This is a genomic window from Microbacterium sp. YJN-G, from assembly GCF_015040615.1.
Taxonomy (GTDB): domain Bacteria; phylum Actinomycetota; class Actinomycetes; order Actinomycetales; family Microbacteriaceae; genus Microbacterium.
On the sequence record NZ_CP060402.1, the window covers coordinates 1,473,685 to 1,498,195 of the forward strand.

At 69.9% G+C, this 24,511-nt stretch carries 29 protein-coding genes; 25 read left to right on the plus strand and 4 right to left on the minus strand.

The genetic code is table 11. The features are described 5' to 3' along the window. Positions 1-47: 47 nt before the first annotated feature. Positions 48-986, plus strand: a complete 939-nt coding sequence (locus H7694_RS06900) for a sugar-binding transcriptional regulator (RefSeq protein ID WP_227468328.1) — start codon at positions 48-50, stop codon at positions 984-986. A 37-nt stretch (positions 987-1,023) separates the two neighbouring features. Here the strand turns inward: H7694_RS06900 and H7694_RS06905 are convergent, their stop codons facing one another. Beyond that, complete coding sequence (locus H7694_RS06905) at positions 1,024-2,172, minus strand: glutamate--cysteine ligase (RefSeq protein WP_193598781.1); 1,149 nt, start codon at positions 2,170-2,172, stop codon at positions 1,024-1,026. Positions 2,173-2,379: 207 nt separating this feature from the next. On the opposite strand from H7694_RS06905, the gene rpsP reads away from it, so the two are divergent. From rpsP to H7694_RS06930, 5 genes are all read left to right on the plus strand, one after another. Further along, positions 2,380-2,805, plus strand: coding sequence for a 30S ribosomal protein S16 (gene rpsP / locus H7694_RS06910; protein ID WP_193598782.1), 426 nt, complete (start codon positions 2,380-2,382; stop codon positions 2,803-2,805). Between the two features lie 5 nt (positions 2,806-2,810). Continuing rightward, entirely contained in the window at positions 2,811-3,041 is a 231-nt protein-coding gene (locus H7694_RS06915) for an RNA-binding protein (RefSeq protein WP_193598783.1), read from the plus strand. Beyond that, on the plus strand, positions 3,025-3,681 hold the full coding sequence (gene rimM, locus H7694_RS06920; RefSeq protein WP_193598784.1) for a ribosome maturation factor RimM: 657 nt from the start codon (positions 3,025-3,027) through the stop codon (positions 3,679-3,681). Before H7694_RS06915 ends, rimM begins: the two co-directional genes overlap by 17 nt. Before the next feature lie 20 nt (positions 3,682-3,701). After that, on the plus strand, positions 3,702-4,421 hold the full coding sequence (gene trmD, locus H7694_RS06925) for a tRNA (guanosine(37)-N1)-methyltransferase TrmD (RefSeq protein WP_193598785.1): 720 nt from the start codon (positions 3,702-3,704) through the stop codon (positions 4,419-4,421). 147 nt (positions 4,422-4,568) lie between these two features. Then, positions 4,569-5,306: a class I SAM-dependent methyltransferase gene (locus tag H7694_RS06930; protein WP_193598786.1), complete on the plus strand. Its 738-nt coding sequence runs from the start codon at positions 4,569-4,571 to the stop codon at positions 5,304-5,306. Between the two features lie 166 nt (positions 5,307-5,472). On the opposite strand, the gene map is transcribed toward H7694_RS06930, so the two are convergent. Beyond that, positions 5,473-6,255, minus strand: a complete 783-nt coding sequence (gene map, locus H7694_RS06935; RefSeq protein WP_193598787.1) for a type I methionyl aminopeptidase — start codon at positions 6,253-6,255, stop codon at positions 5,473-5,475. A gap of 104 nt (positions 6,256-6,359) precedes the next feature. Here map and H7694_RS06940 point away from each other — a divergent pair, with 104 nt between their 5' ends. The 9 genes from H7694_RS06940 (at position 6,360) to H7694_RS06980 (ending at position 13,375) form a co-directional block, all read left to right on the plus strand. After that, positions 6,360-6,848 (plus strand): MFS transporter permease, encoded by a 489-nt coding sequence (locus tag H7694_RS06940; protein ID WP_193598788.1) that lies wholly within the window; start codon positions 6,360-6,362, stop codon positions 6,846-6,848. Positions 6,849-7,020: 172 nt separating this feature from the next. Then, positions 7,021-7,368, plus strand: coding sequence for a 50S ribosomal protein L19 (rplS, locus tag H7694_RS06945; RefSeq protein ID WP_071644740.1), 348 nt, complete (start codon positions 7,021-7,023; stop codon positions 7,366-7,368). A gap of 118 nt (positions 7,369-7,486) precedes the next feature. Further along, complete coding sequence (gene lepB, locus H7694_RS06950) at positions 7,487-8,218, plus strand: signal peptidase I (RefSeq protein WP_193598789.1); 732 nt, start codon at positions 7,487-7,489, stop codon at positions 8,216-8,218. Next, positions 8,215-8,877: a ribonuclease HII gene (locus tag H7694_RS06955; protein WP_193598790.1), complete on the plus strand. Its 663-nt coding sequence runs from the start codon at positions 8,215-8,217 to the stop codon at positions 8,875-8,877. Before lepB ends, H7694_RS06955 begins: the two co-directional genes overlap by 4 nt. Positions 8,878-8,889: 12 nt before the next feature. Continuing rightward, the gene (locus H7694_RS06960) at positions 8,890-9,216 is read left to right on the plus strand and encodes a DUF2469 family protein (protein WP_193598791.1); all 327 of its coding nucleotides are present in this window, start codon (positions 8,890-8,892) and stop codon (positions 9,214-9,216) included. 97 nt (positions 9,217-9,313) lie between these two features. After that, positions 9,314-9,676, plus strand: coding sequence for a YraN family protein (locus H7694_RS06965; RefSeq protein WP_193598792.1), 363 nt, complete (start codon positions 9,314-9,316; stop codon positions 9,674-9,676). Next, positions 9,673-11,202, plus strand: a complete 1,530-nt coding sequence (locus H7694_RS06970; RefSeq protein WP_193598793.1) for a YifB family Mg chelatase-like AAA ATPase — start codon at positions 9,673-9,675, stop codon at positions 11,200-11,202. The genes H7694_RS06965 and H7694_RS06970 overlap by 4 nt, the downstream gene beginning before the upstream one ends. Beyond that, the gene (gene dprA / locus H7694_RS06975) at positions 11,199-12,377 is read left to right on the plus strand and encodes a DNA-processing protein DprA (protein WP_227468329.1); all 1,179 of its coding nucleotides are present in this window, start codon (positions 11,199-11,201) and stop codon (positions 12,375-12,377) included. The genes H7694_RS06970 and dprA overlap by 4 nt, the downstream gene beginning before the upstream one ends. Positions 12,378-12,472: 95 nt before the next feature. Continuing rightward, a complete protein-coding gene (locus H7694_RS06980; RefSeq protein ID WP_193598794.1) occupies positions 12,473-13,375 on the plus strand; it encodes a tyrosine recombinase XerC in 903 nt (300 codons plus the stop codon). A gap of 23 nt (positions 13,376-13,398) precedes the next feature. On the opposite strand, the gene H7694_RS06985 is transcribed toward H7694_RS06980, so the two are convergent. Then, a complete protein-coding gene (locus H7694_RS06985; RefSeq protein ID WP_227468330.1) occupies positions 13,399-13,971 on the minus strand; it encodes a murein hydrolase activator EnvC family protein in 573 nt (190 codons plus the stop codon). A 332-nt stretch (positions 13,972-14,303) separates the two neighbouring features. Here H7694_RS06985 and rpsB point away from each other — a divergent pair, with 332 nt between their 5' ends. The 8 genes from rpsB (at position 14,304) to H7694_RS07025 (ending at position 20,417) form a co-directional block, all read left to right on the plus strand. Beyond that, entirely contained in the window at positions 14,304-15,209 is a 906-nt protein-coding gene (gene rpsB, locus H7694_RS06990) for a 30S ribosomal protein S2 (protein WP_193598795.1), read from the plus strand. 44 nt (positions 15,210-15,253) lie between these two features. After that, positions 15,254-16,081, plus strand: a complete 828-nt coding sequence (gene tsf, locus H7694_RS06995) for a translation elongation factor Ts (RefSeq protein WP_193598796.1) — start codon at positions 15,254-15,256, stop codon at positions 16,079-16,081. A gap of 130 nt (positions 16,082-16,211) precedes the next feature. After that, positions 16,212-16,928, plus strand: coding sequence for a UMP kinase (pyrH, locus tag H7694_RS07000; protein ID WP_193598797.1), 717 nt, complete (start codon positions 16,212-16,214; stop codon positions 16,926-16,928). 72 nt (positions 16,929-17,000) lie between these two features. Beyond that, a complete protein-coding gene (gene frr, locus H7694_RS07005; RefSeq protein ID WP_193598798.1) occupies positions 17,001-17,555 on the plus strand; it encodes a ribosome recycling factor in 555 nt (184 codons plus the stop codon). 341 nt (positions 17,556-17,896) lie between these two features. Next, entirely contained in the window at positions 17,897-18,817 is a 921-nt protein-coding gene (locus H7694_RS07010; protein ID WP_227468331.1) for a phosphatidate cytidylyltransferase, read from the plus strand. Then, positions 18,814-19,401, plus strand: a complete 588-nt coding sequence (locus H7694_RS07015) for a DivIVA domain-containing protein (protein ID WP_227468332.1) — start codon at positions 18,814-18,816, stop codon at positions 19,399-19,401. Before H7694_RS07010 ends, H7694_RS07015 begins: the two co-directional genes overlap by 4 nt. A 62-nt stretch (positions 19,402-19,463) precedes the next feature. Beyond that, entirely contained in the window at positions 19,464-20,105 is a 642-nt protein-coding gene (locus H7694_RS07020) for a transglycosylase SLT domain-containing protein (RefSeq protein WP_227468333.1), read from the plus strand. Between the two features lie 9 nt (positions 20,106-20,114). Beyond that, positions 20,115-20,417 carry a hypothetical protein gene (locus H7694_RS07025; RefSeq protein WP_193598800.1) on the plus strand — a complete coding sequence of 101 codons (303 nt, stop codon included), beginning with the start codon at positions 20,115-20,117 and terminating at the stop codon, positions 20,415-20,417. 9 nt (positions 20,418-20,426) lie between these two features. Here H7694_RS07025 and H7694_RS07030 read toward each other — a convergent pair whose 3' ends face one another. Next, positions 20,427-21,506 (minus strand): AI-2E family transporter, encoded by a 1,080-nt coding sequence (locus tag H7694_RS07030; protein WP_193598801.1) that lies wholly within the window; start codon positions 21,504-21,506, stop codon positions 20,427-20,429. A 180-nt stretch (positions 21,507-21,686) separates the two neighbouring features. On the opposite strand from H7694_RS07030, the gene H7694_RS07035 reads away from it, so the two are divergent. Both H7694_RS07035 and H7694_RS07040 read left to right on the plus strand, forming a co-directional pair. Continuing rightward, complete coding sequence (locus H7694_RS07035) at positions 21,687-23,558, plus strand: glycosyl transferase (protein WP_193598802.1); 1,872 nt, start codon at positions 21,687-21,689, stop codon at positions 23,556-23,558. After that, entirely contained in the window at positions 23,555-24,502 is a 948-nt protein-coding gene (locus tag H7694_RS07040; RefSeq protein ID WP_193598803.1) for a tetratricopeptide repeat protein, read from the plus strand. Before H7694_RS07035 ends, H7694_RS07040 begins: the two co-directional genes overlap by 4 nt. The last annotated feature ends 9 nt before the right edge of the window (positions 24,503-24,511 follow it).

The window sequence follows — 24,511 nt, forward strand, 5'->3', positions numbered from 1 at the left end:
CGGAGGAGGTGCCCATGACCGCGGAAGCCACTCGTCATGATGCGAGGATGACCGCCGCGCTCACCGCTGCGAAGCTGTACTACCTGCAGGACATGACGATGGATGCGATCGCCACGGAGCTCGGCACATCGCGCTCCTCGGTGTCGCGCCTGCTGTCGCACGCCCGTGAGACCGGGCTGGTCGACATTCGCATCAACTCGCCCATCGAACGGGTCGGGCAGCTCGAGGAGCAGTTGCGCACGCGGTACCGGGTCGCCGCGCACATCGTGCCGATACCCGGGATCGTCAACGAGGTCGAGCGACTGGAACGGGTGGTGCTGACCGCGGGGCGCCTGCTGTCGCAGTTCGTCGAGTCGAACATGGTGGTCGGCATCGCCTGGGGATCGACGATCAGCATGCTCAGTCGCTCGCTCGTGCCGAAGGAGACCCACGGCACCACGTTCGTGCAGCTCAACGGCGCCGGCAATGTGCAGACCAGTGGTCTGGAGTACTCCAGCGACATCCTGCAGCGGTTCGGGGCGGCCTTCGGCGCGCAGGTGGAGCAGTTCCCGGTGCCGGCGTTCTTCGACGACCCCGACACCCGCGAGGCCATGTGGAGGGAGCGCAGCACCCGCCGCGTGCTGGCCTTCCAGTCGACGATGGACATCGCCGTGTTCGGCCTCGGCTCGCCCGAGGCCGAGGTGCCCAGCCGCGTGTACGTCGGCGGCTACCTCAGCCGCGATGACTATCGCAGCCTGCGCGAGGATCGTGCGATCGGCGACGTCGCGACGGTGTTCTTCCGAGCGGACGGCAGCTGGAAGGATATCCGGCTCAACGCCCGCTCGACGGGCCCAGGACTCGACCGGCTGCGCCGCGTGCCGCGGCGCGTGTGCATCGTCTCGGGGGCTGCGAAGCTCGGTTCGCTGCGGGCGGCGATCGGTGCCGGGCTGGTCACCGACGTCGTGCTGGACGAGTCGCTCGCGCGGCTGCTCGCCGAGGAGCGCTGACCAGGAGTCCGGATGCCGGGGGCCGGGGGCCGGGGCATCACGTGGAAGCCGAGCGCTCCGGTCCGGCCCGGAACTCACGGATCAGGTGCTGCACGACGCTGTGCAGGTCGCCGCCCGCGGCATCCGCCGTCTCCAGCTGACGCGAGTAGCTTGCGCCGTCGCGCAGGATCGTGCGCACCCCGGCGAGCTCCTCGGCGCAGCCGAGTTCGTGCGCGATCGGCATCAGGTCGTCGACCACCGCGGCGAGGTGCTCGCGCACCGGGATCTGCGAACCCGCGGGATCGACGATCACCCGCGCCTCGAGGCCGTACCGTGCGGCGCGCCACTTGTTCTCGCGGTGGAACCACGGCTGCAGGGTCGTCAGCGGGCGTCCCTCGTCGAGCTCGCGGGAGAAGAACTCCACCAGGCACTGGGTGAGCGCGGCGACCGAGGCGAGCTCGGACAGGGTCGACATCCCGTCGCAGGCACGCACCTCGATGGTGCCCCAGCGGGGCGCCGGGCGGATGTCCCAGCGGATCTCGGACGGATCGGCCAGCACCCCCGTGCGGGTCATGTCATCGACGTAGCCCTCGAACTCGGCCCAGGTGGCCACCTGCCAGGGCAGACCGGCGGTGGGCAGCTGCTGGAAGACGAGTGCGCGGTTGGAGGCGTAGCCGGTGCGCTCTCCTGCCCAATACGGGCTGGAAGCCGACAGCGCCTGCAGGTGCGGCAGGAACGCCGACAGGGCGCCGATGATGGGCAGCACCTTCGCGCGGTTCTCGATGCCGACGTGCACGTGGATGCCCCAGATCATCATGTTCCGTCCCCACCACTGGGTCCGTTCGATGAGCTTGTGATACCGGTTCTTGTCGGTGACGCGCTGGTTGAACCACTGGGCGAACGGGTGGCTCCCAGCCGAGAGCAGCTCGATGCCGGCGGGGTCGGTCGCGCGGCGCACCGCCGCGATGGCCGCGGCGATGTCGCGCACGGCATCCGCCACCGTGGCCCCGACGCCGCTGGTCACCTCGATCGTGTTGGTGAGCAGCTCGCCGGTGACGGTGTGCCGCTCGGCGGCACTCTGCTCCTCGAGAGCGGTGAGCAGCTCGGGGGCACGACCGACCAGGTCGCCGGTCACGGGATCGGCGAGCATGACCTCCCACTCCAGCCCCACCGTGGAGCGGGCGGAAGAGGCGAATTCGATCGGCACGCGCACAGTCTGACACGCGCCGCGACACGGTGGCACACGCCGTGTCGCGTGGTTTCGCGGAGCGCGACCCGATCTGGCAGAATAGAGGGTCGGACGGCTGCTCGACCCTCTATCCGGCTGCCGTCCCCCTTACCGAGCTTCCGCCGGGTGTGCACCCCACGCTCCAGGCGTCGTTCATCTTCGTTTCCCACACAATTCAGGAGAATCGTGGCTGTCAAGATCCGTCTCAAGCGCTTCGGCAAGATCCGCGCGCCCTACTACCGCATCGTCGTCGCCGACTCGCGCACCAAGCGCGATGGTCGCGTGATCGAGGAGATCGGCAAGTACCACCCCACCGAGCAGCCCTCGGTCATCGAGGTCGACTCCGAGCGCGCGCAGTACTGGCTCTCCGTCGGCGCCCAGCCGACCGAGCAGGTCACCGCGCTCCTCAAGCTCACGGGTGACTGGGGCAAGTTCAAGGGCGACAAGGACGCGAAGTCCACCGTCCAGGTCGCCGAGGCCAAGGCCGGCTTCGAGGTGGACTCCTCGAAGAAGTCGGTCATCAAGCCCAAGGCCGAGAAGGCCGCTGAGCCGGCCGAGGCTCCCGCCGCCGACGCGGAGGCCGCTGAGGCCCCCGCCGCCGACGCCGAGTAATCGCTGTGCTCGCCGCCGCGCTCGAACACGTCGTCAAGGGGATCGTCGATCACCCGGATGACGTCCGCATCACCGCATCCGCGTCGCCCCGGGGCGACGTTCTCGAGGTGCACGTGCACCCGGATGACCGTGGTCGCGTGATCGGGCGCGGCGGCCGCACCGCCAAGGCTCTGCGCACGCTCATCTCCGCCCTCGCCGACGGACGCCGCGTCCGCGTCGATGTCGCGGACGACTGACGTGGCAGCAGAGAAGAACCAGCTCCGCGTCGGCCGCCTGCTCAAGGCACACGGTCTCAAGGGCGCGTTGAAGCTCGAGCTGTACACCGACGCCCCCGAGCGCCGGTTCGTCCCCGGTGCCGAGTTCACCCTGCAGGTGCCCGAGGCATCCGCCTGGCACGGCAAGTCCGTCACGATCCGTGAGTACCGGGTCATGAACGGCAACTCCGTCGTCTTCCTCGAGGGCGTCGACGACCGCACCACTGCCGAGACCCTGGTCCGCGCCATCCTGTGGATGGACGAGGACGAAGAGGTCGAGGAGGACGCCTGGTACGCCCACCAGCTCGTGGGCGTCGAGGTCGTCCGCGACGACGTCGTCGTCGGCCGTGTCGTGCGCGTCGAGCACCTGCCCGCGCAGGACCTGCTGATCGTCAAGACCGCGGCAGGCGACGTCATGGTCCCGTTCGTCTCCGCGATCGTCCCCATCGTCGACCTGGCGGCGGGCCGCATCATCGTCACGCCGCCCGCAGGCCTGTTCGAAGAGCTGCCCTCGGCGGATGTGCCGGATGCCGGTGCCGAAGGCGCCGAAGAGGGCGCAGCGGATGCCGTCGAGCACAGCGACGCGGATGCCGCGGACGGCGGCTCGTCCGCATCCGAGTGACCGCCGGATACCCTCGACGCATGCGCACTTCGACTCCCTCCGGTCGCTCAGCACATCGCATCGACGTCGTCTCGATCTTCCCGTCGTACTTCGACGGGCTGGCGCTCTCCCTGCTGGGCAAGGCGCGGGATTCCGGCATCCTCGATCTGTCGGTGCACGACCTGCGCGACTGGACGCACGACCGGCACCGCACGGTCGACGACACGCCGTACGGCGGCGGCGCGGGCATGGTCATGAAGCCCGAGCCGTGGGGGCTGGCATTGGATCAGCTCGCCGCAGGCGGCACCAGGCCCACGATCATCTTCCCCTCACCCGCCGGTGAGGTCTTCACCCAGGCGACCGCGCGTGACCTTGCGACGCGTGAGCACCTGGTCTTCGGATGCGGACGCTACGAGGGCATCGACGAGCGCGTGTTCGAGTACGCACGTGACCTCGGCGAGGTGCGCCTGATCAGCCTCGGCGACTACGTGCTCAACGGGGGAGAGGTCGCCGTGATGGCGATGATCGAGGCCATCGGCCGGCTCATCCCCGGTGTCGTCGGCAACCCCGAGAGCCTCGTCGAGGAGTCGCACGAGGACGGCCTGCTCGAGTACCCCTCGTACACGAAGCCGGCGGTCTGGCGCGAACATGAGGTGCCGCCGATCCTGCTCAGCGGCAACCACGGTGCGATCGCCGCGTGGCGCCGCGAGCAGCAGCTCGAACGCACCCGCATCCGCCGTCCCGACCTGTTGGACGACTGATCGATCGCCGACGTACCCCCGCCACCACTTCCGCCGAAACCCCTCGTGGCTGCCCATACCCCTCAGGAATCGCGTGAATCACGAGGGGTATCGTCGCTGATGAGGGGTTTCGGCGGAGGGCAGTGGAGGCGCTGATAGCGTCGGGGCGTGGCTGATCAGATGCTGGCGCAATCGTTCCTGAACGCCGGGGCGGAGTACGACCGATACCGACCGGGATTCCCCGAAGCGGCGGCGGATACGATCATGTCGACGCCCGTGCGTGCCGCTCTCGACCTGGGTGCGGGTACCGGCAAGTTCACCGAGAGGCTGATCGACCGCGCCGAGCGGGTCATCGCGGTCGATCCTTCGGAGCAGATGCTCGCAGTCCTGCGGGAGAAGCTGCCCGCCGTCGAAGCGCACATCGGCAGCGCCGAGAGCATCCCCGTGGCGTATGGATCCGTCGACATCGTCACCGTCGCCCAGGCGTTCCACTGGTTCGACCGCGAACCCGCCTGCGCCGAGATCCGGCGCGTGCTGGCGCCCGGCGGCACACTCGGCCTGCTCTGGAACCACTCCGACACGGCCTGCGCGTGGGATCGCGCGTGCCACCGTATCGCCCACCCAGCGGTCTCGGAGGTCGACGAGACGACGAGCTCGGCTGCGGAGGAGCTCCCCGGTTTCGAGTTCGAGTCACACCGGACGATCCGGTGGCGTGAGCGCATCCGGCGCGCCGACTACGTCTCGCGCTGGCTCACCGTGAGCAGCTTCATGGTAGCTTCCGACGCAGAACGGGCACGGATGCTCGCCGAGGTCGAGCACATCCTCGACACCGACCCGCAGACAGCCGGGCGCGACGACTTCGACCTCCCGCAGATCACCGACGTGTACGTCTACCGCGCCGCCTGACGTCACTGCCGCACGCTCTGACGTCGCTGCCGCATCCCGCCGAAACCCCTCCTGGCTGTCGAAACCCCTCGTGAATCGCGCGAAACACGAGGGGTTTCGACACTGATGAGGGGTTTCGGCGGAGGATGCGGAGGAGACTACGCAGGAGGGGCGGGAGGTGCGGGAGTCAGTCGACGCCGAGGAAGCTGCGGTCGGTGAGGATGATCGGGCCGTCCTCGGTGATGGCGATGGTGTGCTCGGAGTGCGAGCCGCGCGAGCCGTCGGCGCTGCGCAGCGTCCAGCCGTCGGCATCCGTGACGAGTTCGTCGGTCGTCGCGAGGAACCACGGCTCCAGCGCCAGCACCAGCCCGGAGCGCAGCGGGAACCCGCGTCCTGCCCGGCCGTCGTTGGCGACGTGCGGGTCGCCGTGCATGGTGCGCCCGACCCCGTGTCCGCCGAACTCGGTGTTGATCGAGTAGCCCTCGCCGTGCGCGACCGAGGCGATGGATGCCGAGATGTCCCCGATCCGGTTGCCGACGACGGCCGCGGCGATCGCGGCATCCAGGGCGCGCTCCGTGGTGTCGATGAGCCGCAGATCCTCGTCGCGCGGGGTGCCGACGACGAACGAGACGGCCGAGTCGGCGACCCAGCCGTCGACGGACACGGCGAAGTCGAGGGTGACGAGGTCACCGTCGCGCAGCGCGTAGTCGTGGGGCAGTCCGTGCAGCACAGCGTCGTTGACGGAGGTGCAGATCACCTTGCCGAACGGGCCACGGCCGAACGACGGCGCGTAGTCGATGTAGCAGGACTCCGCGCCGGCCTTGCGGATCATGTCGTGGGCGCGGGCGTCGATCGAGAGCAGGTTGGTTCCCACCTTCGTCTCGTCGCGCAGGGTCGCCAGCGTCTCGGCGACGAAGCGGCCGGCGGCCCGCATCTCGTCGATCTCGGCCGGGGTGCGCAGTTCGATCATGGGGGAGTTCCTCTCGTCGTCACCCATTCTTCCCGATCCGGCATTGCGGAAGCTCACAGCGAACACCACCGCCGCTGCATCCGTGATGCACGTACGATCGAAGTATGTGGTTGCGCCGGGCATTCTTCCGCTGGCTCCTGCCGGCCGCTTTCGTCCTGCCGCTGTGGATCTTCGTCGGCTGGGCGATCTTCGGCCAGAGCGTGCTGGGCCTGCTGTGGGTGCTGCTCATGGCCATGCCCGCCGTGTTCGCCGGGCAGCTGATCCTCACGCTGCTCACGCGCTCGCGCCCTTCCGTGCGCGCCGAACGCGCACTCTCGTGGCCGGATGTCGCGGGTTTCGCGATCTGGCACGCACTGACCATCGGTGTCGGGCTGTTCATCGAGGGCGGCTTCGGCTGGCTGCTGACCGGGGCGATCCTCGCGGCGATCGGACTCTTCTGGCTGCAGCTGAGCCAGCTGTGGAACGAGGCGCGCGGCAGCGGTGTGCGCATCCGCGAGACGGTCTCGTGGAGCACCCTCACCCGTGCCGAGACCCCCGCTGACACAGCTGCCGCGGACGTCATCGTGATCGAGGAGCGCCGCGCGCAGCACTGAGCCCCCGGGTTTGGAGCGCCGCCGCGATCCATGGCAGAATAGATGTTTGTGCCGTGACCCGGCTCTGCCTCAGGGGAGCCCGCGGTTGCCTTGTGCGCCGCTCGACACACACCCGTTCTTGTTCCTTTTGAATCATGCACCCGACCTGTGGCGAGTGCAGAGAGAGACGATCATGCAGATCCTCGACGCCGTAGACGCGGCTTCGCTCCGTTCGGACATTCCTGTCTTCCACCCCGGTGACACCGTCAAGGTGCACGTGAACATCACCGAGGGCACCCGCTCGCGTATCCAGGTGTTCCAGGGCGTCGTCATCGGCCGTCAGGGCGACGGCGTGCGCGAGACCTTCACCGTTCGCAAGATCAGCTTCCAGGTGGGCGTGGAGCGCACCTTCCCGGTGCACTCGCCGGTGATCGACCACATCGAGGTCGTCACCCGCGGTGACGTGCGCCGCGCCAAGCTGTACTACCTGCGCAACCTCCGCGGCAAGAAGGCGAAGATCAAGGAGAAGCGCGACAACTGATCGCAGCATCCTGCACAGAACCCCGGGACACGACCGTCCCGGGGTTCTGTCGTCTGCACATCCGTGTGCGACCCTTGTAACTGCCGTCTGCGTACGGCGTCGGAAGAAGAGAGTGCACATGACAGCCCACGCCGCCGAAGCCGCGGAGCAGCCTCCTCGGCGCCGGGGAGCACTGGTGTTCCTGCGCGACGTGCTCGTCATCATCGTCATCGCCGCGCTCGTCTCCTTCGTGGTCAAGACCTTCATCGTGCGCTCGTTCTACATCCCGTCCGGGTCGATGGAGCGCACTCTGCTGATCAACGACCGCATCCTCGTCGACGAGCTCACGCCGCGTTGGGCGGGCTATGACCGCGGCGACGTGGTCGTGTTCCAGGATCCGGGTGGATGGTTGCCGCCGGCGCCTCAGCGCCCCGCCAGGCCAGCTCTCGTCGAGGCCGCCGACTGGGTGCTCACCTTCGTCGGGCTGTCGACCTCGGATGCGCAGGACCATCTCGTCAAGCGCGTCATCGGCCTGCCCGGCGACCGCATCGTGTGCTGCAACGCCGTCGGCCAGGTCACCGTCAACGGCACGCCGATCGACGAGCTCTCGTACCTGAATCTTCCCGACGGCGACACCGCCGCCTCGAACATCGAGTTCGATGTGACCGTGCCGTCGGGCGCCATCTGGGTCATGGGCGACAACCGTGACCGCTCGCAGGACTCCCGGGCGCATCAGGAGTTGCCCGGCGGCGGATTCGTCCCGCTCGAGAACGTGGTGGGCCGTGCCTTCCTGACGACCTGGCCGTTCGACCGCGTCGGTCTCATCGACACGCACGACGAGGTCTACCGATCGGTGCCGGAGGCGGAATGACCGTCGTCGCCCCCACGCTGCGCGTCGAACGTCGCCTGCTGAAGGAGGAGTTCGACCTGATCATCGCGCTCGACGAGGTCGGGCGCGGGGCGCTGGCGGGTCCGGTCGCGGTGGGAGCAGCGGTGATGGATGCCGCGGGATCGCGGCGTCGCGTGCCCGAAGGGCTGCGCGACTCGAAGCTCATCACCGAGCGGCGACGACCCGAGCTGGCGCAGCGGGCGCAGAGCTGGGTGCAGGCATCGGCGGTCGGCTGGGCCAGCGCCGCCGAGGTCGACGAGGTCGGCATCATGCGCGCTCTCGGTCTCGCGGCCTCGCGTGCGGTGCAGGGTGTCGTCGACCTGGGCGCGTCGCTCGAGCGCACGCTGGTGATCCTCGACGGCAACCACGACTACGTCTCACGCGCGCATGACGTTCCGCTCACTGTGCGGCCGGTGGTCAAGGCCGACCGCGACTGCGCGTCGGTGTCGGCGGCATCCGTGATCGCGAAGGTCGCCAGGGATGCGCTGATGACGGAGCTGCATCCCGACCATCCCGCCTACCAGTGGGATCGCAACAAGGGTTACGCCAGCCTCGAGCACCGGCAGGCGATCCGTGCCCTCGGCCTGTCGCCGTGGCACCGCGCATCGTGGTCGATCGCCGAGCAGCCGACGCTCTTCTAGGATGGAGTCATCATGGATGAGGATGCCTTCGACGACTACGACCGCGAGCTCGAGCTCGCGCTGTTCCGCGAGTACCGGGATGTCGTCGCCCAGTTCCAGTACGTCGTCGAGACCGAGCGGCGGTTCTACCTCGCCAACGAGGTGAACGTCGTCCGCCGCGACACCGAGACGGACTTCTATTTCGAGATCTCGATGAACGACGTCTGGGTGTGGGACATCTACCGTGCCGACCGCTTCGTGAAGGCCGTGCGCGTGCTGACTTTCAAGGACGTCAACGTCGAGGAGCTGCAGCGGCGCGAGTTCGAGCTGCCCGACGAGCTCTCCCTCGACGGCAAGTGAGCCCACTCCTTTCCACATTCGCGTGATCGGGCCGGGTTCTCCACACCGACCGGGATAGTGGCCCGGCGGCGTCCGCGTCGGGCGGCAGGCTGTCTGCATGGCAGCGAAGGACGAGCTGGGACGAGCCGGGGAAGACAGGGCGGCAGCGCACCTGCGCGCCCGCGGCTACGCGATCCTCGACAGGAACTGGCGCTGCGGCGACGGTGAGATCGACATCGTCGCGGCGGTCGACGACGCACTGTGCATCGTCGAGGTGAAGACCCGCCGCACGGAGCTGTACGGGCATCCGTTCGAGGCGATCGACGAGCGCAAGCGCCGCCGCCTGTGGCGGCTGGCGTTCGCCTGGGCGGCCTCCCATCCGGATGCCGCGCGCCGGCGCACCATCCGGCTCGAGGCGGTCGGCCTGATCGGGGCGGATGCCGCCACCGCGAGCCTCGAGCATCTGGTGGACCTGCTGTGAGCACCGGGCGCACCTGGGCGGTGGCACTCACCGGTGTCGATGGTCACATGGTCGAGATCGAAGCGGACTTCTCCACCCAGACTCCGGAGTTCAAGATCATCGGCCTGCCCGACAAGGCACTCGGCGAGGCGGTGCAACGCGTCCGCAACGCCTGCAGCAACTCCGGCCTCGACATGCTGCGCCGCAGGCTGACCGTCAATCTGTCGCCGGCAAGCCTTCCCAAGCACGGATCGGGGTTCGACCTCGGCATCGCCGTCGCCACGCTCGCCGCCGGCGGCTCCCTGCCCGGCGAGGCCATCCGTTCGACCGTGCACATCGGCGAGCTCGGGCTCGACGGCCGGCTGCGTCCTGTGCCGGGGGTGCTCCCCGCCGTCTACGCGGCCGCGCGGGCCGGCTTCCGCCGCGTCATCGTCCCGCATGCGAACGCCGCCGAGGCAGCGCTCGTACCCGGTGTGGAGGTGCGTGCGGCGGCGTCGTTGTCAGAGGTGGCGGCCGCTCACGGTGCAGAGGTCGAGGTGCTCGATGTCGACCCGGTCGGGATGCCGGAGAGCGCGACCGCGGATGCCGAACAGCTGGACCTGGCGGATGTCGTCGGCCAGGACGAGGCCGTGCAGGCACTGATCATCGCCGCAGCCGGCGGTCATCACATGATGCTGAGCGGCCCGCCCGGCGCCGGGAAGACGATGCTGGCGCGGCGGCTGCCCGGCATCCTTCCGGCGCTCGAGGACGACGAGGCACTCGAGGTAGCGGCGATCCGCTCACTCGCCGGCGAGGCGGTCACGCGGCTCGAGCACGTGGTGCCGTTCGAGGCGCCGCACCACAGTGCCTCGGTGGCCGCACTTGTCGGCGGCGGTTCGCGGGTCGCCCGCCCCGGCGCCATCGTGCGGGCGCATCGCGGTGTGCTGTTCCTCGACGAGACACCCGAGTTCCAGCGTGTGGCACTGGACGCGCTGCGGCAGCCGCTCGAATCCGGACGCATCGAGATCCATCGCTCCGGGTTCACGGCGAGCTATCCCGCCCGATTCCAGCTGATCCTCGCGATGAACCCCTGCCCGTGTGGCAACTACGGTGTCAGGGGTGCCGAGTGCACCTGCCCGCCCATGGCGATCCGCCGATACGGCGCACGACTGTCGGGGCCGCTGCGCGATCGAGTGGACATCGATCTGCAGGTGGCGCGTGTGGCGGCGGCCCGCGCGACGTCTGGAGAGCGCTCCGTGACGACGACCGCCATCGCCCGGACGGCGGTGCTCGACGCGCGCGGCGCCGCCGCCGAACGCTGGCGGGGATCTCCGTGGCGGGTCAACGGAGATGTGCCGGGGGAGCGGCTCCGACAGGGACGCCTGCGGCTGCCGCCGGCCGTTCGCGCGCCGCTGGACCGCGCACTGGAGCGCGGCGTCGTCACGCTGCGCGCCTACGACCGCGTGCTGCGGATCGCGTGGACCCTCGCCGACCTGGCGGGTGCGGCCGTCCCTGGAGTCGACGAGCTCGGACGCGCATTGTTCCTGAAGAGAGGACTGCTGGCATGACCATCACGACAGCTCGGATGCTCGATGACGACCGGCTCAGGCCCGCCGCGGAGCGGCTGCGACCCGACCTGGACCCCGCCGAGGTGGTGGCTCGCGCGGCGTGGTCCGTGCTCGCTGAGCCGGGCGACGGTGCCGCCGGAGCGCTGATCGCCGACCACGGCGTGCACGAGGCACTGCGCATCGCCCTGGGGGAACCCGGGCTGCTCGTGCCCGGGCGGACCGGGCAGCGCGAGCTCACGGATGCTCAGGCGCGCTGGCAGCCCCGTGCCGATCCGCGCGCCGTGCGGGACGCTCTGGAATCGTGCCGGGAGGTCGGCGGCCGGCTGCTGACCCCCGCCGATGCCGCCTGGCCCGCCGGACTCGACGACCTCGGAGACCATGCCCCTATCGCGCTGTGGGCGCGCGGAGACATCGAGGCGCTGGTGGGTGCCGGTGCGGTGTCGATCGTCGGCGCCAGGGCGGCGACACCGTACGGCGAGTCCGTCGCGGGCGAACTGGCCGGTGACCTCGCAGCATCCGGGGTGACGGTCATCTCCGGCGGCGCATACGGCATCGACGGCGCGGCCCATCGCGCCGCACTCGGTGTGGGAGGGATGACCGTCGCCTTCCTCGCCGGCGGAGTGGATCGCGCCTACCCGATCGGTCACCAGCAGCTCTTCGACCGGATTCGCCGGGGCGGCGCGGTGCTCAGCGAGGTGCCCTGCGGCGCCGCCCCGACCAAGTGGCGCTTCCTGCAGCGCAACAGACTGATCGCGGCGGCCGGACTCGCGACGGTCGTGGTCGAAGCGGGCTGGCGCAGCGGATCGCTGAACACCGCCGGGCACGCGGCAGCACTCGGCCGCCCGCTCGGCGCGGTGCCGGGACCCGTCACCTCAGCAGCGTCGGCGGGGTGCCACCGTCTGCTCCGCGAGTACGACGCGGTGTGCGTCACCACCGCGCAGGAGGTCCGCGAACTCTGGGGTGAGGATGCCGCTCCAGCCCCGGCGACCGCACGGGAGGATCCCGACCGGATGCGGCTGCTCGACGCGCTGAGCGCCCGCACACCCCGGCCTCCGGAGGATCTCGCACCCCGGTGCGGGCTCACCATCGAGCGGGTGCGGAGCCTGCTCGGCATCCTGGAGCTGGAAGGCACAGCGAAGCGGGGCGATCGGGGCTGGACCCAGGCCAGTGGCTGAGCAGCCCTATCCGAGATCCCCCGACGGTGGACGCTGAGCACGCGTGACCGGCGGGGCGCACCGGGCAGTGCCGGCGGCGAGGGCATGCTGGATCCATGGAACTGGCTGCGGCGGCGGAGGCGTTCGTGACGCACCTCGCACAGGTGCGCCGGCTCTCGCCCGCCACGGTGCGGGCGTACCGCTCCGATCTGACCGACCTGCACCGCGCGGTGGGCGACATCGCCCTCGACGACATCGACCTCGACGCGCTGCGCGACTGGCTCTGGCAGGCCACACAGCGCGGCGATGCGCGCTCGACGCTCGCCCGGCGTGCGGCGGCCGTGCGCTCGTTCTTCGGCTGGGCCCGGGATGCCGAGCTGATCGCCGTCGACCCGAGCCTGCGACTGGTGACGCCGCGACGGGCGAAGACCCTGCCGGTCGTCGCCTCCGCCGACGGCATGCGGCAGCTGCTGGACGCGCAACGCACCGCCGCCTCCGGCGGCGACCCGGTCGCACTGCGCGACCACGCCATGCTCGAGCTGCTGTACGCCGCCGGCATCCGCGTCTCCGAGCTGTGCGGCACCGACGTCGACGACCTGGACCTGCACCGCCGCACGGTGCGGGTGCTCGGCAAGGGTGCGAAGGAGCGTGTCGTCCCGTTCGGCGCCCCCGCAGCGGCGGCGCTCGGCGCGTATCTCACCCGAGGTCGCCCGGCGCTGCAGGCGCGGGCGGATGCCGCGACGCCGGCGCTGTTCCTCGGGGCACGGGGCGCGCGGATCGGCCCGCGCAGCGTGTACACGCTCGTCGCGCGCGTGCTCTCCCCGTTCGTCGGCGCGGAGCACGTCGGCCCGCACGCGCTGCGCCACTCCGCGGCCACCCACCTGCTCGACGGCGGCGCCGACCTGCGGGCGGTGCAGGAGCTGCTGGGCCATGCGAGCCTGGGCACCACGCAGATCTACACGCACGTCTCGGCCGAACGACTGACCAGCACGTACCGGCTCGCGCATCCGCGCGCCTGAGCCCCGTCGCGCGTCCGCGCGCCTCAACGGTCGCAGCAGGGCAGCAGCACCGCGCGCGGAATGTCGCCGAACAGCCCGCGCGGATTCACATAGCGGCCGTCCACGCGCACCCCGACGTGCAGGGTGCCACGGGCGGCGTGACCGCCCACCGCCAGCGCTCCGACGCTCTCACCGGCGGCCACCGCATCGCCCGGTCGGAGTTCCGACGTCACCGGCTCCAGCGTCGTGACATAGCCACCGCCGTGATCGATGGTGATCAGCGGCCGGTCCACCACCGTGCCCCGGAAGGCGACCACGCCGTCTGCGGGGGCGAGCACCTCGCCCTCCGCTGCGATGTCCATGCCCCGATGTCCGGGGCCGTACTCGTGTGCGGGCGCGCGGAACGGGAGGATCACCGCACGACGTCCCGCGACCGGCCAGTGCCACGGATATCCGGGGGCGTCCGGCGCGACGGCAGTCGCCGCCGCTCGGGCCACCGGAGCAGATGCGTATGCGGCGGCCGCACCCTGCGGCACTCCCGGCAGCGTCAGCATCGCGACCAGCAGCATCAGCATCCGCCGCGGACGGCGGAGGGGCGAGGCTGCGGATGCTGTCACCCGGCCACCCTGACAGAGAGGAGGAGGCATCCGGACGGCACAGACCGGTCCCCGTGGAGAACTGCTGCGGAGCAGCCGGATGTGCAGGGAGATCAGCGCCCCTGCGCGGCCGATGCGGGGGACGGCGATCCTGTACACTGGACGGGCACCCCGAAATCGGGGTGACTACGCGTGCCCACAGCGACAGCGCCGAAAGGTCGAGTCGCGGCATCCACTCCCACAGGTCCCGTTCTCACGAGCGGGCGGGTGTGCGCCGGGCACCAGGACAGCCGATCGCGAGATCGGCGACAACAACCTCAACGACGCGAGAGCGTCAGAACAAGGAGACGACCATGGCTGTGGTCACCATCCGCCAGCTGCTCGACAGCGGCGTGCACTTCGGACACCAGACCCGTCGCTGGAACCCGAAGGTGAAGCGCTTCATCCTCACCGAGCGCAGCGGCATCCACATCATCGACCTGCAGCAGTCGCTGTCGTACATCGACAAGGCCTACGACTTCGTCAAGGAGACCGTCGCCCGCGGCGGCACCATCCTCTTCGTCGGCACCAAGAAGCAGGCTCAGGAGATCCTCGCCGAGCAGGCCGCACGCGTCGGCCAGCCCTACGTCAACCAGCGCTGGCTCGGTGGACTCCTCACCAACTTCTCCACCATCGCGAAGCGTCTCGCCCGCATGAAGGAGCTCGAGGAGCTCGACTACGAGAACCCGTCCGCCTCGGGCTTCACCAAGAAGGAACTGCTGCTCAAGAAGCGCGAGCTCGACAAGCTGCACAAGTCGCTGGGCGGCATCCGCAACCTGTCGAAGACCCCGTCGGCCCTGTGGGTCGTCGACGCCAAGCGCGAGCACCTCGCCATCGACGAGGCCAAGAAGCTCGGCATCCCGGTGATCGGCATCCTCGACACCAACGCCGACCCGGACGACTTCCAGTACCCGATCCCCGGCAACGACGACGCGATCCGCTCGGTCTCGCTGCTGACGCGCATCATCGCCGACGCCGCCGCCGAGGGCCTGCAGCAGAAGCACAACCCCGAGGCCGGCGACGCCGAGCCGCTCGCGGAGTGGGAGCGCGAGCTCCTCGAGGGTTCCGAGGCCCCCGCCGCCGAGGCTGAGACCGCTGAGGCCCCCGCAGCCGAGGCCGAGACCGCTGAGGCCCCCGCCGCCGAGGCTCCGGCTGCCGACGAGGCTCCGGCTGCCGACGAGGCTCCGGCCGAGGCCGCTGCCGACGCAGACGCCAAGTAAGCCACCCCACACACGCACAGACACGAAGCAAGGAGCCACCACACATGGCCAACTTCACCATCGCCGACATCAAGGCGCTGCGCGAGCAGCTCGGCACCGGAATGGTCGACACCAAGAAGGCGCTCGAGGAGGCTGACGGAGACGTCGAGAAGGCCACCGAGATCCTGCGTCTGAAGGGTGCGAAGGGCAACGCCAAGCGCGCCGACCGCTCCACCAGCGAGGGCCTCGTCGTCGCTCGTGAGTCCGACGGCGCCGTGACGCTGATCGAGCTCGCCTGCGAGACCGACTTCGTCGCCAAGAACGAGCGCTTCATCAAGCTGGCCGACAAGGTCGCCGACGCCGTCGCCGCCGTGGGTGCCGACTCGCTCGAGGCTGCGCTGGCCGCCCCCGCGGGCGACCAGACCGTCGAGCAGGTCATCTCCGACGAGGCCGCGATCATCGGCGAGAAGGTCGAACTGCGTCGCGTCCGCACCGTCAAGGGCGATGCGGTGACGGTGTACCTGCACCGCACCAGCAAGGACCTGCCGCCGCAGATCGGCGTCGTCGTCGCCTACCAGGGCACGGATGCCGAGACCGCGCGCAGCATCGCGCAGCACATCTCGTTCGCGAACCCCTCCTACCTCTCCCGCGAGGACGTCCCCGCGGACGAGGTCGAGAAGGAGCGCGAGATCGTCACCGAGATCTCCCGCAACGAGGGCAAGCCCGAGGCCGCCCTGCCGAAGATCGTCGAGGGTCGCGTGACCGCGTACTTCAAGCAGGTTGCCCTGCTCGAGCAGGACTACGCGAAGGACAACAAGCTGTCCGTGGCGCAGGTCGCGAAGGACGCCGGCATCACGGTCACCGACTTCGCGCGCTTCAAGGTCGGCGCGTAACACCTGAGAAGGGGTTCGGATCCACACGATCCGGACCCCTTCTGCATGCCCAGAACACCTTCCCAGACTTCTTCTGCATGCCCAGAACATACTGAGGCACTATCTTGAAACCGGACGAGAGGATCCACCCATGATCGAATGCTCTGGACGCCGCCGCGTCCTCCTCAAGCTCTCCGGCGAGGCCTTCGGCGGGGGACAGCTCGGGGTCAACCCCGACGTCGTCAGCCAGATCGCCCGCGAGATCGCGGCGGCCGTCGATCGCGTCGAGATCGCGATCGTCGTCGGCGGTGGCAACTTCTTCCGCGGCGCCGAGCTCAGCCAGCGCGGCATGGACCGCGGTCGCGCCGACTACATGGGCATGCTCGGCACGGTCATGAACGCGCTCGCCCTGCAGGACTTCCTCGAGCAGGCAGGCGCCGCCACGCGGGTGCAGTCCGCCATCTCGATGACACAGGTCGCCGAGCCGTACATCCCGCTGCGCGCGGAGCGGCACATGGAGAAGGGCCGCGTCGTGATCTTCGGTGCCGGCGCCGGCCTGCCGTACTTCTCCACCGACACGGTCGCCGCGCAGCGCGCGCTCGAGATCGGTGCGCAGGAGGTGCTGGTGGCCAAGAACGGCGTCGACGGCGTCTACACGGCCGACCCGAAGAAGGACTCCACCGCCGAGCGCATCGAGCGCGTCACCTACCTCGACGCGCTGCAGCGCGGACTGCGCGTGGTGGACTCGACCGCGTTCAGCCTGTGCATGGACAACAACATGGACATGCGGGTGTTCGGCATGGAGCCGTCGGGCAACGTCACTCGCGCCCTGCTCGGCGAGCCGATCGGCACGCTCGTCACCGCCTGAGCGCCCGGTCGCTCACGGCCCGGCGCACGACGCCGGATAGAATTGTTCAAACCTCTGACGTTAGGAGCCCCCGTGATCGCGGATGTCCTCGCCGAAACCACCGGACGCATGACGCGTGCGGTCGAAGCCGCCAAGGAGGACTTCGCCACGGTCCGCACCGGGCGTGCCAACCCGCAGCTGTTCCAGAAGGTGATGGTGGACTACTACGGCTCGCCGACCCCGCTCGCGCAGCTGGCCTCGCTCGCCAACCCCGAGGCGCGCTCGCTGATCGTCACGCCGTACGACAAGTCGGCGCTGAAGGCCATCGAGCAGGCGATCCGCGACATGCCCAACCTCGGCGCGAACCCCAGCAACGACGGCAACATCATCCGCGTCACCATGCCGGAGCTGACCCAGGAGCGTCGCAAGGAGTACGTCAAGCTCGTGCGCTCCAAGGGCGAGGACGCAAAGGTGCACGTGCGCGGCATCCGCCGCAAGGCGAAGGACGAGCTCGACGCGCTCAAGGCCGACGTCGGCGAGGACGAGATCGCTCGCGGTGAGAAGGAGTTGGATGCTCTCACCCGCCAGCACGTCGACGCCATCGACGAGGCGCTCAAGCGCAAAGAGGCAGAGCTTCTCGAGGTCTGATCGGCATGTCCGGCGACAACCACTCCGAGGAACGTCCGGGTGCGGAACCGCAGCCCGGTGGTGCGGACGCTGCGGCGCCCGACGCTGAGGACGTCCAGACCCCGGTCCGCGGCGTGCCGCGGGTCGGGGGGAGTGTCCCCGGCGTTCCGACTCCGTTGAGCGATCAGGCCTTCCCGCACTTCGATCCGTCCCAGGCGCCGCCGCGCCCTCAGCCGCCCGCGCCGACCCGGCGCTCGAGGCAGGCGTCCGCTGCGGCGTCGCACGAGCCGCGGACCAGTACGGGCGACCACGCCGCGATCCGCGATCAGTGGCGCGCCAGGCGCGGCGAGATCGAGTCGCATGTGAACCAGGCGAGAGACCAGTTCGAGACGCACGTCAATCAGGCGCGCGACCACTTCGACCAGGCGAACGAGCGCATCAAGCAGCGCACCGGTCGTGATCTGATCCTCGCGATCGTCATCGGCGTCGCGATCGGCGGGGCGCTGGTGGCGTCGCTGCTGTTCGTCAAATGGCTCTTCCTGGTGTTCGCCCTGGCGGCAGGACTGCTCGGCACGTACGAGCTCTCGCGCGCACTGCGTGGCGGTGGGCGCCGCATCGACGTCGTCCCACAGCTCATCGCCGCGGCGAGCGTGCTGCTGGCGGCGGCATCCGGTGGGTTCTGGCTCAGCTGGGTGCTGCTGATCGTCGGCGTGGCGTTCGTCACCGTGTGGCGCATGGTCGCGCAGATGATCGCGAAGGACGGCCGCACCTACGGCGCTGTGCTCGGCGACATCCTCGTCGGCGCCTTCGTGCAGGTGTACGTGCCGTTCCTCACCTCGCTGGCGATCGTCCTGCTCAACCGTGACGAGGGCGAGTGGTGGGTGCTGTCGTTCATCGCCATCGCCGTCGCCGCCGACACCTGCGCGTACGCGGCGGGCCTCGCCTTCGGCAAGCACCCGATGGCCCCGCGCATCAGCCCGAAGAAGACCTGGGAGGGCTTCGCCGGTGCCGTCGCCGGGGCACTCGGTCTCGGTGTGCTGCTCGCGATCTTCCTGCTGCACCTGACCTGGTGGGGCGGTCTCATCCTCGGAGCGTCGATCCTCCTCTCCGCGACCCTCGGCGACCTCGGGGAGTCGATGCTCAAGCGCGATCTGGGCATCAAGGACATGAGTTCGTGGCTGCCTGGCCACGGCGGCATCCTCGATCGGCTCGACAGCATCCTGCCCTCCACCGTGCCGGCTCTCGCGCTCTCGTTCCTGCTCGCTCCGTGGATTGGATCATGATGGCCGACGCAGGACTTGACGCGCTCGAGAACGGGCGGCAGGCCGCCGCCGCATTCCCGCTGACCGCGGGTCGCGAGCGCGGCTACCACCGCGCGGCGGTCGACACGTTCCTCGAGGCGGCTCGTGCCGCGTTCGAGGACGAGCGGTCAGACTTCGGTGCCGACGAGGTGCGCAGCGCATCCTTCCCGCTGGTGCGCGGTGGATACGAGATCGCCGCCGTCGATGCGGCACTCGGGCGGGTGGAGGACGCCTTCGCCGCCCGTGCCCGTGAGCGGGCGCTGCGCTCGGTCGGGGTGGACGCGTGGGTCACCCGGGCGCGTTCGGAGGCGCAGGAGATCCTCGATCACCTCGGCCGCCCGGCCCATCACCGCTTCGGCCGCACCGGCCGGCTGACGTTCGGCTACCGCGTCGACGAGGTCGACCACGTCGCCGAGCGCATCTCGGCCTTCCTGCGCGACGGCGACGCACTGACCGTCGACCAGGTGCGCGGCGCGGCGTTCCGCATGCAGCGCGGCGGGTACCGCGAGGAGCAGGTGGATGCCCTGCTCGACGCGACCGTCGACGTCATGCTCGCTGTGCGCTGAATCGACGCACTCCGGTGGTTCTCATGGATGTCTCAGAGTCTTCTGCGTAGACTGTGGCCATCGTGACTCCCGATGACGACATGACCTCGATCGTGCCGCGCCCCGAAGCGCCGCGCGCAACGGGGCGGAAGCCCTGGCGACGCCGGCTCAGTGCCGCGGCCGCCGGCCTCACCGTCGTCGGATTCTCCGCAGCCATGCTCGCGCCGGCCGGTATCGCCGCCGCCGATCCGAGTTCGACGGACGCACCGGTCACCGCGTTCTCGCTGGCCGCCGAGGAGACCCAGAACATCACCGTGACCGTCGAGGGCGCGAAGATCGAGCCCGTCGAGCGCGGCTCGTACGAGGTGTACGTCAAGCCGAAGCCCAAGCCCAAGCCGAAGCCCGCGACGGCGAGCTCCGGCTCGGTGGGGGCGCCGCGCTACTCCGGCGGAGGTTCCAAGGAGCAGTGGATGGCAGCCGCGGGCATCGCCCAGAGCGACTGGGCGTACGTCGACTACATCGTCTCCAAGGAGAGCGGCTGGAACCCCAACGCGACCAACCGCTCCTCGGGTGCCTGCGGGCTCGTGCAGGTGTACCCCTGCTCCAAGCTCCCGAACGCGTACGACCCGGTCGTCAACCTCGGCTGGGCCAACAACTACGCCACCGGCCGTTACGGAAGCTGGGCGGGCGCCTACGCGTTCTGGACCCGCAACCACTGGTGGTAAGCCTGCAGCATGGCACGATCCCACCGGCGGCGCCCTGAGCGCTCCCGCCCTGAACGCTCTCACTCGGACGAATCCCTCGACCGGCTGATCGCGGGCTGGAAGCGCACCGAGTCGCGCCGCGGCAGGGAGTGGACGGTGCAGCCCGTTTCGGCGGCCCAGTCCGTCAAGGAGTACGTCTGCCCCGGATGCGGCGGCGCCATCGCACCGTCCACTGCGCACGTGGTCGTGTGGCGCGCCGACGGCGTGATGGGGGAGCAGGCCGACCTCGCCGCGCGGCGGCACTGGCACACGCACTGCTGGCGGATCGCCTGAGCGCAGGCCTCAGCGCTCGTTCATCCGTGGGATAAGCACCTGGCGGTAGATGATCAGGATGCTCGCGGCGACCGGGATCGCGATGAGCGCCCCGAGCAGACCGAGCAGCGCGCCGCCAGACAGCGCGGCGATCACGACCACGGCACCGGGGACCGCCACCGCCCGGCTCATGATGCGCGGCGCGACGAAGTACGCCTCGACCTGCATGTAGATCAGGTAGTAGATCGCCGCGGCGAGGGCTGTGGCAGGTGAGCCGACGCCGGGCAGCAGGCAGGCGAGCACGATGATCGTCGAACCCGTGAGCGTGCCCACGAGCGGGATCAGCGAGAAGAAGAAGGCGATGACGGCGAGCACGGCGGTGAACGGCGCCCCGATGATCGACAGATAGATGAAGCTCAGCACGCCGTTGATCACGCCGAGCGTGACCTGTCCCATGACGTAGTGCCCGACGGAGTCGGTGATCTGGTCGGCGATGTCGATGAAGCGCTCCCGCCGGGAGGCGGGCACCAGCTGGTAGACCGCGCGCTTGAGGGAAGGCGTCGAGGCCGTCAGGTAGATGGTCAGGACGAGCACGATGAACGCACCGAACACACCCGCGAGTACGGCCCCGCCCAGCGCGAGGAAGCCCTGGCCGATCGACCCGGTCCACTCCGTGAGGTTCTTGGCCCAGTCCTCCTCCAGCATCCAGTTCTCGACGTAGTCGAAGACCTCGTCCACGCGCAGGTTGGGGAACGTGTCCGTCATCCAGTCCTTCAGGTTCTGGACGGTCGTCTCCCAGTTGGTGATGAGGAGGGTGATCTGCGATACCAGCTGCGTGATCTGCTCGATCACGACGGGGAGCACGATCAGGATGATCACGGTGAACACGCCCAGCACGCCGAGGATCGTGACCAGCACCGCCGCCCAGCGGGGGAGTCCGCGCTGCTCGAGGAAGGTCACGAGCGGATCGAGGCCCAGGCTCAGGAACAGCGCCGTGCCGATGTAGAGCATCACCGTCGACAGCGACTGCACGCTGGTGAGCAGCACGACCCCGAGGCCGACGCCCAGCGTGGCCACCAGCGCGGTGCGGAAGGGACTGTGGATCTTCATGGCTCTCCTGGTCGGCTGCGAGCAAGCCTAATGGCCCGTCACCCCGGAACCCGGCGCGACGTGCGGGGAGTGGTTCGACGCTCGGCGGCTGCTCGTGGGCAATGCACAGGTGGTTTCGATAGTCTGAAACGTCGAGCGGAGACCCGGGCGGGCGCCCGAGGTCACGTAAGGAGTTGATTCGTGCGTTTCGTGTGGGCCATCGTGGCCTTGGTGCTGGCCACGGTTCTCATCGGAACCGGGATCGCCCAGCGAACCATCTTCATGGGGCCGTCAGACCAGCGCATGGAGCTCACGGTCGACGAGCCGTCACCGTACGTGCTCGTGGATGCCGAGGTGCTGCGCGCCCACGACGGGCTGCAGACCCTGCTGGTGCGGGGCGAGGGCGACATCTTCGTCGCGTACGGCCGCACCGACGACATGCGGGCATGGCTGTCCGACACCGCCTTCGACCACGTGTCCCTGGACAAGGAGGGCGAGCCTGTCGCCGAGCGCGTCGCGGCCGCGCAGCCGCCGGCCGACGGCGGGGAGACCTCGGGCCGCTCGCCGGTGGGCTCCGACCTGTGGCTGGACTCGTTCGCCGAGGAGGACTCCGTTGTCGCGAAGCTGCAGCTGCCGAAGGGGAACAGCGTCCTGATCTCCCGTGACGGCGTCGAGGCCGCGCCCGACGACATCCTCGTCTCGTGGGCGCTCGACACCCGCACGCCGTGGGCCGGTCCGCTGATGGTCGCCGGAGCCGTGCTGCTCCTGGCCGGCCTCGTGCTGTACGTGCTGGCCATCCGCTATCAGCGCCGCGGTCGCGGACCCCGCCGCAAGGGCCCCGGCCCGCTGCCGGAGACCCAGCCGATCAGCCTGCCGGAGCAGAAGCAGCTCGCCGCCGACACGGATGCCGAGAGCGCCCCGGATGCCGAAGCCGGACCGAGTGCCCCATCCGGACCGGATGCCCCATCCGGCCCGGACCGCCCTGGTCGCGCCCCGCGCGCCGCGCTGCGCCGTCGTCTGGGGCTGGCCGTCCCGGCCCTGGCGGTCACCGCCGCGCTGGTCACCGGATGCACGTCGGACTCGTGGCCGGAGTTCGGCGGGGAGTCGCCGACGCCGACGCCGACGCCGAGTGTGGTCGCCCCCGAGAACCAGAAGCAGCCGGTCGTCACCGAGAAGCAGGGTCAGCGGATCATCGGCGAGATCCGCTCCACCCTCGAGACGGCGGATGCCGAGCTGGATGCGGCGCTGGCGGAGACTCGGCTCTCGGGCATCGCTCTGACGACCAGGCAGACCGAGTACACGCTGCGCGGCAAGATCGCAGAGCGCGAGGGCGCGTTGGTCTCGCCCCTCGAGAAGGTGAACATCACCCTTCCCGAGGCGGCCTCGGGATGGCCGCGCACGGTGCTCGCACTGACCGTCTCCGAGAGCGACGAGACCATTCCGCCGGTGCTGCTCACCATGACCCAGCAGGATCCGTGGTCGAACTACCGCGTCTCCGACATCGGCGTGATGCCCGCAGCCGGGGAGTTCCCCGATGTCGCACCCGCCTGGCTCGGAACGACGCGCGTGCCCGCCGAGTCCGCCTTCCTGTCGCTGCCGCCGGCGCAACTGGCCGACGCCTTCGCCGACTTCGTCGACGCCGGAGACAAGAGCGAGTTCGCCGGGAGCTTCGACGAGGGCGCGCAGAAGTTCGCGCAGTCGGTGCGCGACAGCCGTGCCGCCGTCGTGCAGGGGCTGGCGGACAGCAACGCGTCGACGACCTCGAAGGCGAGCTTCGACATGGTCGCCAGTGACTACGAGCCGCTATCCATGGCGACCCTCGACAGCGGCGCGGTGGTGACCGTGAGTCTGCTCGACACCGAGACGATCACGCCCACGAACGCCGACGCCGTGATCCGTTTCGGCAACAACGCCGAGGCGAAGGCCCTCACCGGGGTCTCCGAGGCAGCCAAGGGCATCACGACGACCTACGGTCTGCAGCTGTTCTTCGCGGTGCCCGCGCAGGGCTCCAACGAGCAGATCCGGCTGCTGGCCTACCACCAGGACATCCTCAACGCGAAGGTGATCAAGTGACCGAGATCTCTGCTGCCGCGCTGCGCGGCGCCGTCGACCTGTCCTCGCTGCGCGGACGCTCTGCTCAGCCGGCATCCGCTCCCGCCACCGGCGCAGCCGCGCCGGCCGCCGGTGGGTCCGGGGGAGTGGTCGTCGACGTCACGGATGCGACCTTCGGTGAGATCGTCGAGCTGTCGCGCTCCGTGCCGGTCGTCGTCGACCTGTGGGCCGAGTGGTGCGGGCCGTGCAAGCAGCTCAGCCCGATCATCGAGAAGGTGACCCGCGAGCAGAACGGCCGTGTCGTGCTCGCCAAGGTCGACGTCGACGCCAACCCGCAGATCGCGCAGGCGTTCCGCGCGCAGTCGATCCCGATGGTCGTCGCCCTGATCGGTGGTCAGCCCGTGCCGATGTTCACCGGCGCCGTTCCCGAGGAGCAGGTGCGCGAGGTCTTCGCACGCCTGCTCGAGGTCGCGGCGCAGAACGGCATCACCGGTGCGGTTCCCGTCGACGGCGCCCAGGAGGCCACCGACGCCGAACCGCAGGAGGCCCCCCTCCCGCCGCTGCACGCCGAGGCTTTCGAGGCCATCGAGGCGGGCGACTACGCCCGCGCGATCGTCGCCTACGAGAAGGCGCTGGCCGAGAACCCGCGCGACGAGGATGCCAAGGCCGGCCTCGGACAGGTGCGGCTGCTCGATCGCGTGCAGGGCCTCGACCTGCAGCAGGTGCGGGCGGCAGCGGCCGCGGCACCGGGCGACATCGACGCCCAATTCCAGGTCGCCGACCTCGATCTCGCCGGCGGTCATGTCGACGACGCGTTCGGTCGGCTGCTCGACCTCTTCGCCGCCACGGCCACGGACGAGCGCACCCGGGTGCGGGAACGGCTCGTCGAGCTGTTCGACCTGATCGGGCCGGCCGACCCGCGTGTCGCGTCCGCGCGCACGCGCCTCGCCTCACTGCTCTTCTGACGCGACCGC